Source organism: Pseudomonas sp. JE3303 (genome assembly GCF_056312565.1).
In genome coordinates, this window is record NZ_JBWGIF010000016.1 from 20,068 (window position 1) to 33,014 (window position 12,947).

A 12,947-nucleotide genomic window follows, 5' to 3' on the forward strand; every position below is an offset into this window, starting at 1 on the left:
GTGAATTCTACACGTCACGACAGAAAATGCCCGGTGGTTTTAAGCCGCAGGGTGGAAACAGCACTGTTCGGTCAGTTGTGGATTCACAGGTCCCGAAAAGTCTTTGGAGGTGTCCTTGTACCCACGCGCAATCGCCGGGCCTGTCCCAGGCGACATTCTTTTCACCGGAGAGTAACGAGGAATCCATGAAGGTTCTTGTAGCTGTCAAACGAGTGGTCGACTACAACGTCAAGGTTCGCGTAAAGGCGGACAACTCCGGCGTCGACCTTGCCAACGTAAAGATGTCCATGAACCCCTTCTGCGAGATCGCCGTCGAGGAAGCCGTACGCCTGAAGGAAAAAGGCGTAGCGACCGAGATCGTCGTCGTGACCATCGGCCCGGCCACCGCCCAGGAGCAACTGCGCACCGCGCTGGCCCTCGGTGCTGACCGCGCCGTGCTGGTCGAGTCCGCCGAGGAACTCAACTCCCTGGCCGTGGCCAAGCTGCTGAAGGCGGTCGTCGACAAGGAGCAGCCGCAGCTGGTGATCCTTGGCAAGCAGGCCATCGACAGTGACAACAACCAGACCGGCCAGATGCTCGCCGCGCTGAATGGCTACGCCCAGGGCACCTTCGCCTCCAAGGTGGAAGTTGCAGGCGACACCCTCAACGTCACCCGCGAAGTCGACGGCGGCCTGCAGACCGTCGCGCTCAAGCTGCCGGCGATCGTCACCACCGACCTGCGTCTGAACGAGCCGCGTTACGCTTCTCTGCCCAACATCATGAAGGCCAAGAAGAAGCCGCTGGAAACCTTCACTCCAGACGCGCTGGGCGTTTCCACTGCCTCTACCAGCAAGACCCTGAAAGTCGAAGCGCCGGCTGCCCGCAGCGCAGGCATCAAGGTCAAGTCGGTTGCTGAACTGGTCGAGAAACTGAAGAACGAGGCGAAGGTAATCTAATGACTATCCTGGTTATCGCTGAACACGAGAACGGTGCCATTGCCCCGGCTACCCTGAACACCGTTGCCGCCGCCGCCAAGATCGGCGGTGACATCCATGTGCTGGTCGCAGGCCAGGGCGTGGGTGGCGTGGCCGAAACGGCCGCGAAAATCGCTGGCGTCGCCAAGGTACTCGTGGCCGACAATGCAGCCTACGCTCACCAACTGCCGGAAAACGTAGCGCCGCTGGTGGCCGAGCTGGGCAAGGGCTACAGCCATGTGCTGGCCCCGGCAACCTCCAATGGCAAGAACGTGCTGCCACGCGTTGCCGCGCTGCTGGACGTCGACCAGATCTCGGAGATCATCTCGGTCGAATCCGCCGACACCTTCAAACGTCCGATCTACGCCGGCAACGCCATTGCCACCGTGCAGTCGAGCGCTTCGGTCAAGGTCATCACGGTGCGTGCCACCGGCTTTGACGCCGTTGCCGCCGAAGGTGGCTCGGCCGCCGTCGAAGCAGTAAGCGCCGCCCATGACGCAGGCCAGTCGTCCTTCGTCGGCGAAGAGCTGGCCAAGTCCGACCGTCCCGAGCTGACCGCCGCCAAGATCGTCGTATCCGGTGGCCGTGGCATGCAGAACGGTGACAACTTCAAGCACCTGTACGCCCTGGCCGACAAGCTCGGTGCCGCCGTTGGTGCTTCGCGCGCCGCCGTCGACGCAGGCTTCGTGCCGAACGACATGCAGGTCGGCCAGACCGGCAAGATCGTCGCGCCGCAGCTGTATATCGCAGTGGGCATCTCGGGTGCCATCCAGCACCTGGCGGGCATGAAGGACTCCAAGGTGATCGTCGCGATCAACAAGGACGAAGAGGCGCCGATCTTCCAGGTCGCGGACTACGGCCTGGTCGCGGACCTGTTCGAAGCGATTCCCGAGCTGGAAAAGCTGGTCTGATCCACCTGCGTCACTTATAAAGAAGCCCGGCCCTCACACCCTGAGGGCCGGGTTTTTTTCGTTCTGGAGCCAAGGAGGTCTGAGGATGGCGTGGTTTGGCCGAGCAGGTACGGTGCTGGCATGCGCGGCGGCAGTGCTTTCACCAGAGGTGATGGCCGTGGGCAAGTGCGAGCGCCTTGTGGCGACCGGAAGCCCGGATGCACCGCCTTATTCATGGCAAGACCCCAAGGATCCGCGGCACCTGATCGGCGCCAATGCCGACCTGCTTCGCCAGATCGCAGGCGAGCTGGGGCTGACGGTCGAGGTGCTGCATGCCGGCAGGCGCGAGCATGCCCTGCAGGAGGTTCGCAGCGGCCGGATAGACCTGTTGATCGATACGCCGCTGCAGCCGGGAGAGCTGACCGCGCTGGACTTCCTGCACCCCCCGCTGGAACTCAACGATTACCTGGTATGGACACGCCACGACTCGCCATTGGTCTACGACGCCCCCGCCGATCTTGCGCAGTCTCGCGGCACCGTATCGGCCAAGGCCCGGTTGACCCCGGCCTTCGAGGCGTTCGCGAAGGCGCAGCTCAAGCTCGAGCCAGCGCAGAACCTTACCCAGGCTTTCCAGAAGCTGCTGCTTGGCCAGGTCGACTATGTGCTCGCAGGGCGTTATTCAGGCATGGCCATGGTTCAGAGCCTGGGCATGAGCGATGACCTCATCGCGCGTGGCCTGCCTCTGGATCGGCCGGGGCTGTACCTTGCCCTGTCTCACAACTCGGCCTGCAACGACGCCTGGTTGCGCGGACAATTGGCAAAAAAGCTGACAGAATCATCGACCTCCGGTGAGTCTCGGGTGGTGCTGCAGCGTAATGTCGAGCGCTGGAAGACGCAGATGCAGGCGCCGCTGGACGTCCCTAAACAGTAGGAAGATTGTGTGAGAATTCAACCGCTACTCCTTGCACTGGCCACATTGGGCCTGGCTGGCTGTGCCAATGATCCGGCCCCGGCTGAACAGCTGCGTCTGTCCGAGCAGGCGCTCGAGCAGGCCAAGGCCGTGGGCGCCACCGACCAGGTGGCGGAGCTCAAGACAGCCGAGGACAAGCTGGCGCGCGCGCGTAGCGACATGGCTACCGAAGATCACCGTGACGCACGCATCCGCGCCGAGCAGGCAGAGCTTGACGCCCGCCTGGCAGAGGCACGGGTCCTGACGCAGAAAAGCGAAGAGCAGGTCCAGTTGCTGCAATCGCGGGTCACGCGCTTGCGCAAACAACTGGAGGTGCAGCCATGAAACCTGTCAAACCACTGGCAGCCCTGGCCGTCCTCGCCCTGGTCGGTCTGCAAGGCTGCGCGAGCCAGCGCAGCGAACTGGCCCTGGATGAAGCCAGCGCAGCATTCCAGAAGGTCAAGGATGACTCGGATGTGCTGCGCAGTGCCCCGCGTGACGTGATCCGCGCCGGAGAGTCGCTGTCCCGCGCCGAGCGCCTGTCGAGCTATATCGGCTCTGGTGCCGACGTGCGCCATTACGCCTACCTCAGTCAACGCTACAGCGAGATCGCCAGGGAGCACACCAAGCTCGCCGCCAACCAGGAGCGCCTCGCCAAGCTGGACCTGGAGCGCCAGCGCCTGCAACTCGCTCTTCGCGAGGCAAAGCTCGCCGACGTCCAGCAGCAAGGCAAGTGGGTCGAGGCCCAGATTGTCAGCCTGACCACCCAGGACAGCGACCGCGGCCTGGTCATGACCCTTGGCGACGTGCTGTTCGACACCGGCCGTGCCGAGCTCAAGCATTCCGCCAGCCGCACCGTGCTCAAGCTGGTGCAGTTCCTCCAGCTCAACCCACGCCGCATCGTGCGCATCGAAGGCTACACCGACAGCACGGGTACGCCCGAAGACAATCTCACGTTGTCCCGCGACCGTGCCCAGGCGGTCGCCGATATGCTCGTCGACCTGGGCGTCGATGAGAAGCGTATCCAGGTAGAGGGGTACGGGGACCAGTATCCGGTGGAGGCCAATGCGTCCGAGCGGGGCAGGGCGCAGAACCGGCGGGTGGAGATCGTGTTCTCGGATGAGAAGGGAAAGTTGGGCGCCATGCGCTGAGCCAAGGGGCGTTCTCCCCTGTTTCCAACCGTTAATCTGCAATCTGTCCCGGTACACTTGGCAACTGTTACGGTATTCTCTCTTCGCTGCGAACTTACAAGAACAACGATTCACCCGCGTACGAGAGCCCGTCATGACCAACCTGCTGCTCTACCAGCGCATTGCCCAGCAACTGGCCGATGACATCCGCCGTGGTGTCTACCAGCCGGGCGAACGCGTGCCATCGGTGCGCAAGATGAGCGCCCAGCTCAATGTCAGCCACGCCACCGTGCTGCAGGCGTACGCCAACCTGGAAGACCAGGGGCTGATCCGGGCGCGCCCGCAGTCGGGTTACTACGTGCACCAGACGCCGGCGCTGACCGCACAGACGCCGGACATTGCGCGGGTGGAGCGGCCGGGTCTGGTCACTCGGGCCAGTATCATCCAGCAGGTGCTCGCCGAGGCGCGGCGAGATGGGGTGTTTCCTTTCGGCGCAGCGGTCCCCCATGTGGATTACCTGCCGGTGCGGGCGCTGCACCAGCAGATAGCCAAGGTGACACGGTTTCACAGCCCGCGGGCTTTCAGCTACATGTTCAGCCCGGGCTTCGAGCCACTTCGCCGGCAGATCGCGATCCGCATGCGTGATGCCGGGGTTTTGGTCGATCCGCGTGAAGTGGTGGTGACCCACGGTTGCGTGGATGCACTGCAGATGTCACTGCGGGTGCTTACGCGGCCTGGTGACCTGATCGCCGCGGAGTCGCCGACCTACTACGGTTTGCTGCAGTTGGCAGACCTGCTGGGCCTGAAGGTCATCGAGATTCCCAGCGACCCTTTCACCGGTATCAGCCTGGAAGCCCTGCAGCTGGCGGCCAACCAGTGGTCGATCAAGGCGTTGGTGCTGACCTCCAGGCTGAGCAATCCACTGGGCGGCACCATTCCCGAGGAGCGGCAGAAGCAGCTGCTGCGGCTGGCTTCGGACTTCGACATCCAGATCGTCGAGGACGATATCTATGGCGAGCTGATGTTCGAGCAGGGCCGCAGCAAGGCGCTCAAGGCGTTCGATCGGCTGGACCGGGTAATCTACTGCTCGAGCTTTTCCAAGACCTTGTCGCCGGGCGTGCGCATCGGCTGGATGGTCGCGGGCCGCTACCATGACGAGATCCAGCGCCTGCAGACGTTCACCACCCATTCGGCCTGCAGCGTGACGCAGATGGGGGTGGCGTCCTACCTTGAAAACGGCGGGTACGACCGGCACCTGCGTTACATCCGGCAGGAGTATCGCAAGAATCTCAGCGCCTACCAGCTGGCCGTGCAGCAGCACTTTCCACAGGGCACGCAGATGACTCGGCCAACCGGTGGTTTCATCCTGTGGGTGAGCTTGCCGGGGAGGGTCAACACCCAGGAACTGCATGTGCGTGCCCTGCAGCAGGGCATCAGCATTGCCCCGGGATTGATCTTCAGCAACACCGAGCAGTTCAACCATTGTATCCGCCTGAACTGCGGGATTCCGTGGAACAAGGAGGCCGAACGCGCGGTGGTGACCCTCGGTCTGCTGGCCAACCAGCTGTGCCAGGAGACGGCCGGGGCTCTGCTCTAGGCTTGCCACGCGCGTCAGGAACGGCGAGCATAGGGTTTTGGCAGATGGCCATGGTTGCCCATGAAGTCCTGGCGTTCTCTCGTATTGCTCGTATGTCTGGCGCCGTTCTGTTTAGCGGCGAGCGCGCTGCACGCTTCTCAGGCGTCGACGGCCGGCAAGCCTGCGGCGGCCGGGGAAAAGGCGGCCGCGTCCGCCCAGCCGCTGCGCAAGCAGGCGTCCAGCCCGCGCAAGGCGCCTGCCAAGTCAGCTGCCCACAAACGCAAGGCAGTTTCCAAGGCGGTCAGCAAGCCCTTGCCCAAACCCAAGCTGGACTTGAGCCTGCCGGCCAATCTGGTCAACAAGCTCGAGCCGGAGGTCGATGACGCGCCGCTGGCGCGCAAGCCCGTACTGCCTGCGATGTTCACCGAAAAACCCGCCACTGATACTCCGTTCCAGCTCAATGGACGGTTGATCAGTAACGAGATGGACCTGCAGCTGCGTAATGACAGCCGCCGCGACGTCGAAGGTGCCGCCATTGATTTCCAGTTCAGGCAGTAGCACTCCCCACTGACCGGCGGGTCACGGCAGAATTCATCTTGCCAGCAATTTCAAACACTTGTTTGTGCGGTTACTATCCAGAAACTCTCATTCGCCCTGCTCGGAGGAGCCTGTTGTCATGAAATGTCGAGAGGGCTGCGGCGCTTGCTGCATTGCCCCATCCATCAGTTCGCCTATTCCGGGAATGCCTGCAGGCAAGCCCGCGGGTGAGCGTTGCCTGCACCTGTCGGTGGCGAACCTCTGTGCGCTGTTCGGCAAGGCGGAACGGCCAGCGGTCTGTGGCGGGTTCAAGGCGGACGTGGAGGTATGCGGCAACGACAGTGACGATGCCATCAGGCTCCTTGGCTGGCTGGAGCAAGTGACGGCGGCGTGAGAGCTTGGGTCTTCGACAACAAGGAAAACAGAATGAGATCGTTCAAGCGTGTGGCACTGCTGTGTGGGGTGGGGTTGCTGTTGGCGCCGGCTGTTCAGGCCGAGAGCTGGCAGGTGGTCAAGGATGAGCAGGGTATCAAGGTCTCGCTCAGCGAAGTCGCTGGCTCCAGGTACAAGGCCTATCGCGGCGTGACGCTGATCAAGGCGCCGTTGGCCAGGATCAAGGCGCTGCAGGAAGACGTGTCTGGCGCCTGTGCCTGGATTCATGAGTGCAAATCACAGAAACTGCTCAAGCATGAGGGTGACCAGAGTTGGACCTACACCCAGTTCAATACGCCATGGCCAGTGACGCCACGTGACTCGGTCCTGCATGTCACCACGGTGCAGGAGCCTGATGGCGGCCTGGTGCGCAACCTGGAAGGGCAGCCGGCGTACTTGCCGGACGAGCAGGGTTACGTGCGCGTATCGCAGGTCAAGGGCTTCTGGAAACTGGTCCCCAAGGGGGACAGTACCGAGGTGATCTATCAGGTGCACACCGAGCCTGGTGGCAGCGTGCCGTCATGGCTGGCCAACAAGTTCGTCGTGGATGCACCGTTCAACACCCTCAGAGGGTTGAAGACGCTGGCTGAAAAGCACTGAGCAGGCGCTCCAGGCAGCCTGGCCGATCGCCCGGCCAGGCTGGGCTTCATTGGTATGGAGAAAGCTGTATGCGCTCGAGTTCGCGGCTGCGGTTCGCGCCCAGGCGTTCGATCACCTTGCTGCGGTCTGCGGTATAGTCCGGATGCCGTGCGTAGGTGTAGCTTGTCTTGCTGATGTGGATGCTCTGGTGCGTAGCGGCCGGATATTGCTGTGTAAGCCAATGCACGTCCAGGGGAGTGTGGGCTTCGAACGCCACTCCCATGAGTATCACCAGTTCAGCGCTGTGGGCCAGGCAAAGTGTCAGCCTCAGTCGCGTCGATTCAGCATGGTTTCTCCTGCAATAGGGCTCCAGTGCGTGCAGGTGTGCCACTTTCAGCTCGCCGAACAGTGCCGCCGGATCCGGAGCGGGCAGCGTACCGAGTGATAGTGCAAACAGTGAGGCGATCGTGAATTCCTCCCTGTGTACTTCTTCCTGGCCTGACGAAGCTGTCGCTGTCCAGTGAAGCGCCTCCAGGGCGCGCGTCCAGGTCCTGCGCCATGCAAGCGAAGCATTGAACGGATCATGTTGTTTGTTGGCAGCCAGTTCCGCGAACAGGATGCTATCAAGAATGTCCTGTACAACGCTCTTGCCCAGGTCCGGCGGCGCGATCATGAGCGTGCCGGCGCTGCGGTGGAATTGCCATGCTGAATCATCCATGCGGGTTCCTCCGATGAAGGCGATCTGCGGGATCAGTCCAGTGGCAGGTTGTCGAAGAACGCGCTGGAGTGGTCGCCCAGCCTGCGCTTGATGGCTTCCTCGACGCCCTGGTAATGCGAGAAGTTGAATGTCCTTTCATTGGCGACGTGCTGCAGGCTGACATCGCTTGCCTTCCAGCTCCAGAACCAGAAGCCTCCACTGGAGCTGTTGTGCTCGAACCGCATTGCATGGTCGTACATGACGATATCGTCCTGGACTTGCAGGCAGGGCATTATGTCAAACGACCCGGACTTGCCGCTGGTGGAAGCCGCTTGCAGTTTTTGGGTGAGCTCCGTATCGCCCTTGAGAGATGTGATCGCGAGGTTGGCCAGTTCGGCGATCACCGCAGCGTTAGGGCCCGCTGCCAGCTTGATCAGTTCGAAAGCAACCGACTCCATGGTGACTTCCACCTTGGCGTTGCTGTATTCGGTCAGCTTGTTGTCGCTGCCGATCCAGCCTGCGTATTGCAATGCCCTGCTGTATTCGGCATACCATTCCAGGCGGTGGGTCAGTTGGTCGAATTTGGCATTCGCCGCGCTCTGGGCTATCTGCACAGAGAATTTCACGGCCTCCTTGTAATGTTTCTCCAGCCCGCTGGTGAACGCCACCAGCCTGTTTTCCTGAATGCCCGCTTCGGGGGTGGGAGAACTTTCGCTCGCCGGAGGGGCGGCCAGGGTATAAGCGTCAAGCCGGCGCATTGGCGGTGCGGCCATCTGCAGCTGTTCGAAGAAGGCCAGGCTTTCGTTGATATCCATGTCGGTAACCTATTGCGAAGTGATTGAAAGGCCCTGATGGGCGCGGATCAATATTCGATCAAGGCGGTCAACGCTGGCAGCGGGAATGAATTCCGCGAACCGTCGGATCTCTGGGAGGGAAGGGCGTGCTGATTGAAAAGGCCCGCGTCGAGCGGGCCTTTTCGAGGTCTGAACATGCCCGGCAGCGCGCCGGGTGTTCGGAAGCGGTGTTACTCGCGGTCTTCGAGCTTGGCGATGTCGCGCTTCTCGTAGCCGGTGTACAGCTGGCGCGGGCGGCCGATCTTGTACGGGCTGGAGAGCATCTCCTTCCAGTGCGAGATCCAGCCCACGGTGCGCGCCAGGGCGAAGATCACGGTGAACATGCTGGTTGGAATACCGATCGCCTTGAGGATGATCCCCGAGTAGAAGTCGACGTTCGGATACAGCGAGCGCTCGATGAAGTACGGATCGGTCAGGGCGATCTCTTCGAGGCGCATTGCGAGTTCAAGTTGCGGGTCGTTCTTGATGCCCAGTTCGCGCAGGACTTCGTCGCAGGTCTGCTTCATCACGGTGGCGCGCGGGTCACGGTTCTTGTACACGCGGTGACCGAAGCCCATGAGCTTGAACGGATCGTTCTTGTCCTTGGCCTTGGCGATGAAGGTGTCGATGTTGGAGACATCGCCGATTTCATCGAGCATGGTCAGGACCGCCTCGTTTGCACCGCCGTGGGCAGGGCCCCACAGTGCGGCGATACCGGCGGCGATGCAGGCGAACGGGTTGGCGCCCGAGGAGCCCGCCAGGCGCACCGTGGAGGTGGAGGCGTTCTGCTCGTGATCGGCGTGGAGAATGAAGATCCGGTCCATCGCCTTGGCCAGCACCGGGCTGATCGGTTTGATCTCGCACGGGGTGTTGAACATCATGTGCAGGAAGTTTTCCGCGTAGGTCAGGTCGTTACGCGGATACATCATGGGCTGGCCCATGGAGTACTTGTAGACCATCGCCGCCAGGGTCGGCATCTTGGCAACCAGGCGGACCGCCGAGATTTCGCGGTGCTGCGGGTTATTGATGTCGAGGGAGTCGTGGTAGAACGCCGACAGGGCGCCGACCACGCCGCACATCACGGCCATCGGGTGGGCGTCACGGCGGAAGCCGTTGAAGAAGGTCTTCAACTGCTCGTGAACCATGGTGTGGTTCTTGACGGTGCTGACGAACTGGGCTTTCTGCTCGGCGTTTGGCAACTCGCCATTAAGCAGCAGGTAGCAGGTTTCGAGATAGTCAGACTGTTCGGCGAGCTGTTCGATCGGGTAGCCGCGGTGCAGCAGGACACCCTGGTCGCCATCAATATAGGTGATCTTCGACTCGCAGGATGCGGTCGCCATGAAGCCTGGGTCGAACGTGAAATGACCCGTGGCCGCCCCCAACCCTCTCACGTCGATAACATCGGGACCAACGGTGCCGGTTAAAATGGGCAGCTCTACGGGGGCTGCGCCCTCGATGACCAACTGCGCTTTTTTGTCAGCCATGTGGCCTCCTATCAATGCTTGAAATCATCAGACAACCCCCCACGCAGGGCCCGCACCACTATAGAGGGATAAATCCAGATGTCAATTTGCCTAAAGGCTGCTTGAAAACCCTGTCAACCGGGGGGTTTTCCGCGAAATTATCGGTCGTTTACGCCTTTTATCCGAGAAAGGCAATGCGCTATTCGGGCGAGTCCCTCACGTTGTCATAAGCAGCCTAACTGTCTATACTCGGCAGCCGACCGCCAAGGGCTTGCAAGCCCGTTTTGCTGGGGGTCGCTGTTCCCCGGGTGGTGGGTACCTGACCAGTACACTTACCAACAACTTTGCCCTGTTAGCTAGGGGCTCTTCAGTGTGAAAAAAGCCGTGAAAAGCCAACGACCTGTAAACCTAGACCTAAGGACCATCAAACTCCCGATCACCGCATACACGTCCATTCTTCACCGTATTTCCGGCGTCATCCTGTTTGTCGGCCTGGCCATCATGCTTTACGCATTGGGCAAGTCGCTGGATTCGCCAGAAGGTTTCGAAGACGTGAAGGCGGGCCTGACCAGCCCGCTGGCCAAGCTGGTGGCCTGGGGCCTGCTGTCCGCCCTGCTGTATCACCTGGTGGCGGGTGTTCGTCACCTGATCATGGACATGGGCATCGGTGAGACGCTGGAAGGCGGCAAGCTGGGCTCGAAAATTGTCATCGTCATCTCCGTGGTGGTGATCGTTCTGGCGGGAGTTTGGATATGGTAACCAATGTCACGAACCTGTCGCGTTCGGGCCTCTATGACTGGATGGCGCAGCGCGTATCTGCGGTCGTTCTCGCGGCTTATTTCATCTTCCTGATCGGCTACCTCGTGGCGCACCCTGGCATCGATTATGTCCAGTGGCACGCTCTGTTCTCCAATAACGCGATGCGTATCTTCAGTCTGTTGGCCCTTGTGGCCCTGGGCGCTCACGCCTGGGTCGGCATGTGGACCATCGCGACCGACTACCTGACCCCAATGGCGTTCGGCAAGTCGGCGACTGCGATCCGTTTCCTGTTCCAGGCTGTGTGTGGCGTTGCGATGTTCGCCTACTTCGTCTGGGGTGTGCAGATTCTCTGGGGTATCTGATTCATGGCTATTATTCCAACGATTTCTTTCGACGCCATCATTGTTGGTGGTGGCGGTGCCGGCATGCGCGCTGCGCTGCAGCTGGCCCAGGGCGGTCACAAGACCGCCGTGATCACCAAGGTCTTCCCGACCCGTTCGCACACCGTCTCGGCCCAGGGTGGCATCACCTGCGCCATCGCTTCGGCAGACCCGAACGACGACTGGCGCTGGCACATGTACGACACCGTCAAGGGGTCGGACTACATCGGTGACCAGGACGCTATCGAATACATGTGCCAGGAAGGTCCGGCCGCGGTCTTCGAGCTGGACCACATGGGCCTGCCGTTCTCGCGTACCGAGACCGGCCGTATCTACCAGCGTCCGTTCGGTGGCCAGTCCAAGGACTTCGGCAAGGGCGGCCAGGCGGCACGTACCTGCGCCGCGTCCGACCGTACCGGTCACGCGCTGCTGCATACCCTGTACCAGGGCAACCTGAAGGCAGGCACCACGTTCCTGAACGAGTACTACGCCGTTGACCTGGTGAAGAACCAGGACGGCGCCTTCGTCGGTGTGATCGCGATCTGCATCGAAACCGGCGAGACCCAGTACATCCGCGCCAAGGCCACCGTCCTGGCCACCGGCGGTGCAGGCCGTATCTACTCCTCCACCACCAACGCCCTGATCAACACCGGCGATGGTGTCGGCATGGCCCTGCGCGCCGGCGTGCCGGTGCAGGACATCGAAATGTGGCAGTTCCACCCGACCGGCATCGCCGGCGCTGGTGTGCTGGTCACCGAAGGCTGCCGTGGTGAGGGTGGTTACCTGATCAACAAGCATGGCGAGCGTTTCATGGAGCGTTATGCTCCGAACGCCAAGGACCTTGCAGGCCGCGACGTCGTGGCTCGTTCCATGGTCAAGGAAATCATCGCCGGCAACGGCTGTGGTCCTGATGGCGACCATGTGATGCTCAAGCTCGACCACCTGGGCGAGGAAGTGCTGCACAGCCGCCTGCCAGGCATCTGCGAGCTGTCCAAGACCTTCGCCCACGTCGACCCTGTCGTCGCGCCGGTGCCGGTCGTGCCGACCTGCCACTACATGATGGGCGGCGTTGCCACCAACATTCATGGCCAGGCCATGACCCAGGACGCCGATGGCGTGGACCACATCATTCCGGGCCTGTTCGCGGTCGGTGAAGTGGCGTGCGTATCGGTTCACGGTGCCAACCGCCTGGGCGGCAACTCGCTGCTCGACCTGGTGGTCTTCGGCCGTGCCGCCGGCCTGCACCTCGAGAAGGCGCTGACCGACGGTATCGAATACCGCGACGCCAGCGACACCGACATCGAAGTCGCGCTCAACCGCCTGAGCAAGCTCAACGAGCGCACCGAGGGCGAAGACGTCGCCACCTTGCGCCGCGAGCTGCAGAGCTGCATGCAGAACTACTTCGGTGTGTTCCGTACCGGCGAATACATGCAGAAGGGCATCGAGCAACTGGCTGGCCTGCGCGAGCGCATCGCCAACGTCAAGATCAACGACAAGTCCCAGGCTTTCAATACCGCGCGTATCGAAGCATTGGAACTGCAGAACCTGTTGGAAGTCGCAGAAGCTACGGCGATTGCCGCAGAAGTACGTAAAGAGTCCCGCGGCGCTCATGCCCGTGAAGACTTTGAAGACCGTGACGACGAAAACTGGCTGTGCCACACCCTGTACTTCCCAGGTGAGAAGCGGGTTGCCAAGCGTGCAGTCAACTTCGCGCCGAAGACCGTACCGGCGTTCGAACCAAAAGTCCGGACTTACTAAGGGTGGCCGCT

The 12,947-nt window shown here is 61.7% G+C and carries 15 protein-coding genes; 12 read left to right on the forward strand and 3 right to left on the reverse strand.

Translation table 11 applies throughout. The features are described 5' to 3' along the window. Positions 1-185 precede the first annotated feature (185 nt). From AC0ZZU_RS21505 to AC0ZZU_RS21545, 9 genes are all read left to right on the forward strand, one after another. Positions 186-935 (forward strand): electron transfer flavoprotein subunit beta/FixA family protein, encoded by a 750-nt coding sequence (locus tag AC0ZZU_RS21505; protein WP_476343302.1) that lies wholly within the window; start codon positions 186-188, stop codon positions 933-935. Then, positions 935-1,864, forward strand: coding sequence for an electron transfer flavoprotein subunit alpha/FixB family protein (locus tag AC0ZZU_RS21510; RefSeq protein ID WP_476343303.1), 930 nt, complete (start codon positions 935-937; stop codon positions 1,862-1,864). The genes AC0ZZU_RS21505 and AC0ZZU_RS21510 overlap by 1 nt, the downstream gene beginning before the upstream one ends. An 85-nt stretch (positions 1,865-1,949) precedes the next feature. Then, positions 1,950-2,774, forward strand: a complete 825-nt coding sequence (locus AC0ZZU_RS21515; RefSeq protein ID WP_476343304.1) for a substrate-binding periplasmic protein — start codon at positions 1,950-1,952, stop codon at positions 2,772-2,774. Positions 2,775-2,783: 9 nt separating this feature from the next. Further along, the gene (locus AC0ZZU_RS21520; protein WP_476343305.1) at positions 2,784-3,137 is read left to right on the forward strand and encodes a DUF4398 domain-containing protein; all 354 of its coding nucleotides are present in this window, start codon (positions 2,784-2,786) and stop codon (positions 3,135-3,137) included. Further along, the gene (locus AC0ZZU_RS21525) at positions 3,134-3,943 is read left to right on the forward strand and encodes an OmpA family protein (protein ID WP_476343306.1); all 810 of its coding nucleotides are present in this window, start codon (positions 3,134-3,136) and stop codon (positions 3,941-3,943) included. The genes AC0ZZU_RS21520 and AC0ZZU_RS21525 overlap by 4 nt, the downstream gene beginning before the upstream one ends. A gap of 133 nt (positions 3,944-4,076) precedes the next feature. Further along, positions 4,077-5,519 (forward strand): aminotransferase-like domain-containing protein, encoded by a 1,443-nt coding sequence (locus AC0ZZU_RS21530; RefSeq protein ID WP_476343307.1) that lies wholly within the window; start codon positions 4,077-4,079, stop codon positions 5,517-5,519. Between the two features lie 60 nt (positions 5,520-5,579). Further along, positions 5,580-6,056, forward strand: a complete 477-nt coding sequence (locus AC0ZZU_RS21535) for a hypothetical protein (RefSeq protein ID WP_476343308.1) — start codon at positions 5,580-5,582, stop codon at positions 6,054-6,056. A gap of 118 nt (positions 6,057-6,174) precedes the next feature. Continuing rightward, complete coding sequence (locus AC0ZZU_RS21540) at positions 6,175-6,429, forward strand: YkgJ family cysteine cluster protein (RefSeq protein WP_476343309.1); 255 nt, start codon at positions 6,175-6,177, stop codon at positions 6,427-6,429. A 32-nt stretch (positions 6,430-6,461) separates the two neighbouring features. Further along, complete coding sequence (locus AC0ZZU_RS21545; protein ID WP_476343310.1) at positions 6,462-7,067, forward strand: START domain-containing protein; 606 nt, start codon at positions 6,462-6,464, stop codon at positions 7,065-7,067. Between the two features lie 46 nt (positions 7,068-7,113). On the opposite strand, the gene AC0ZZU_RS21550 is transcribed toward AC0ZZU_RS21545, so the two are convergent. The 3 genes from AC0ZZU_RS21550 to gltA all read right to left on the reverse strand — a co-directional run bounded on the left by AC0ZZU_RS21550 (position 7,114) and on the right by gltA (position 10,060). Then, positions 7,114-7,764, reverse strand: a complete 651-nt coding sequence (locus AC0ZZU_RS21550) for a hypothetical protein (protein ID WP_476343311.1) — start codon at positions 7,762-7,764, stop codon at positions 7,114-7,116. 32 nt (positions 7,765-7,796) lie between these two features. Beyond that, positions 7,797-8,558, reverse strand: coding sequence for a hypothetical protein (locus tag AC0ZZU_RS21555; protein ID WP_476343312.1), 762 nt, complete (start codon positions 8,556-8,558; stop codon positions 7,797-7,799). A gap of 209 nt (positions 8,559-8,767) precedes the next feature. Beyond that, positions 8,768-10,060, reverse strand: coding sequence for a citrate synthase (gene gltA, locus AC0ZZU_RS21560; protein WP_476343313.1), 1,293 nt, complete (start codon positions 10,058-10,060; stop codon positions 8,768-8,770). A gap of 351 nt (positions 10,061-10,411) precedes the next feature. On the opposite strand from gltA, the gene sdhC reads away from it, so the two are divergent. Genes sdhC through sdhA form a run of 3 tightly spaced genes read left to right on the forward strand, consistent with a single transcriptional unit; the run spans position 10,412 to position 12,936 of the window. Then, positions 10,412-10,798: a succinate dehydrogenase, cytochrome b556 subunit gene (gene sdhC / locus AC0ZZU_RS21565; protein ID WP_476343314.1), complete on the forward strand. Its 387-nt coding sequence runs from the start codon at positions 10,412-10,414 to the stop codon at positions 10,796-10,798. Beyond that, positions 10,792-11,160 (forward strand): succinate dehydrogenase, hydrophobic membrane anchor protein, encoded by a 369-nt coding sequence (gene sdhD / locus AC0ZZU_RS21570; protein WP_158461908.1) that lies wholly within the window; start codon positions 10,792-10,794, stop codon positions 11,158-11,160. Before sdhC ends, sdhD begins: the two co-directional genes overlap by 7 nt. A 3-nt stretch (positions 11,161-11,163) precedes the next feature. Next, positions 11,164-12,936: a succinate dehydrogenase flavoprotein subunit gene (sdhA, locus tag AC0ZZU_RS21575; protein ID WP_158464928.1), complete on the forward strand. Its 1,773-nt coding sequence runs from the start codon at positions 11,164-11,166 to the stop codon at positions 12,934-12,936. Positions 12,937-12,947: the final 11 nt, after the last annotated feature.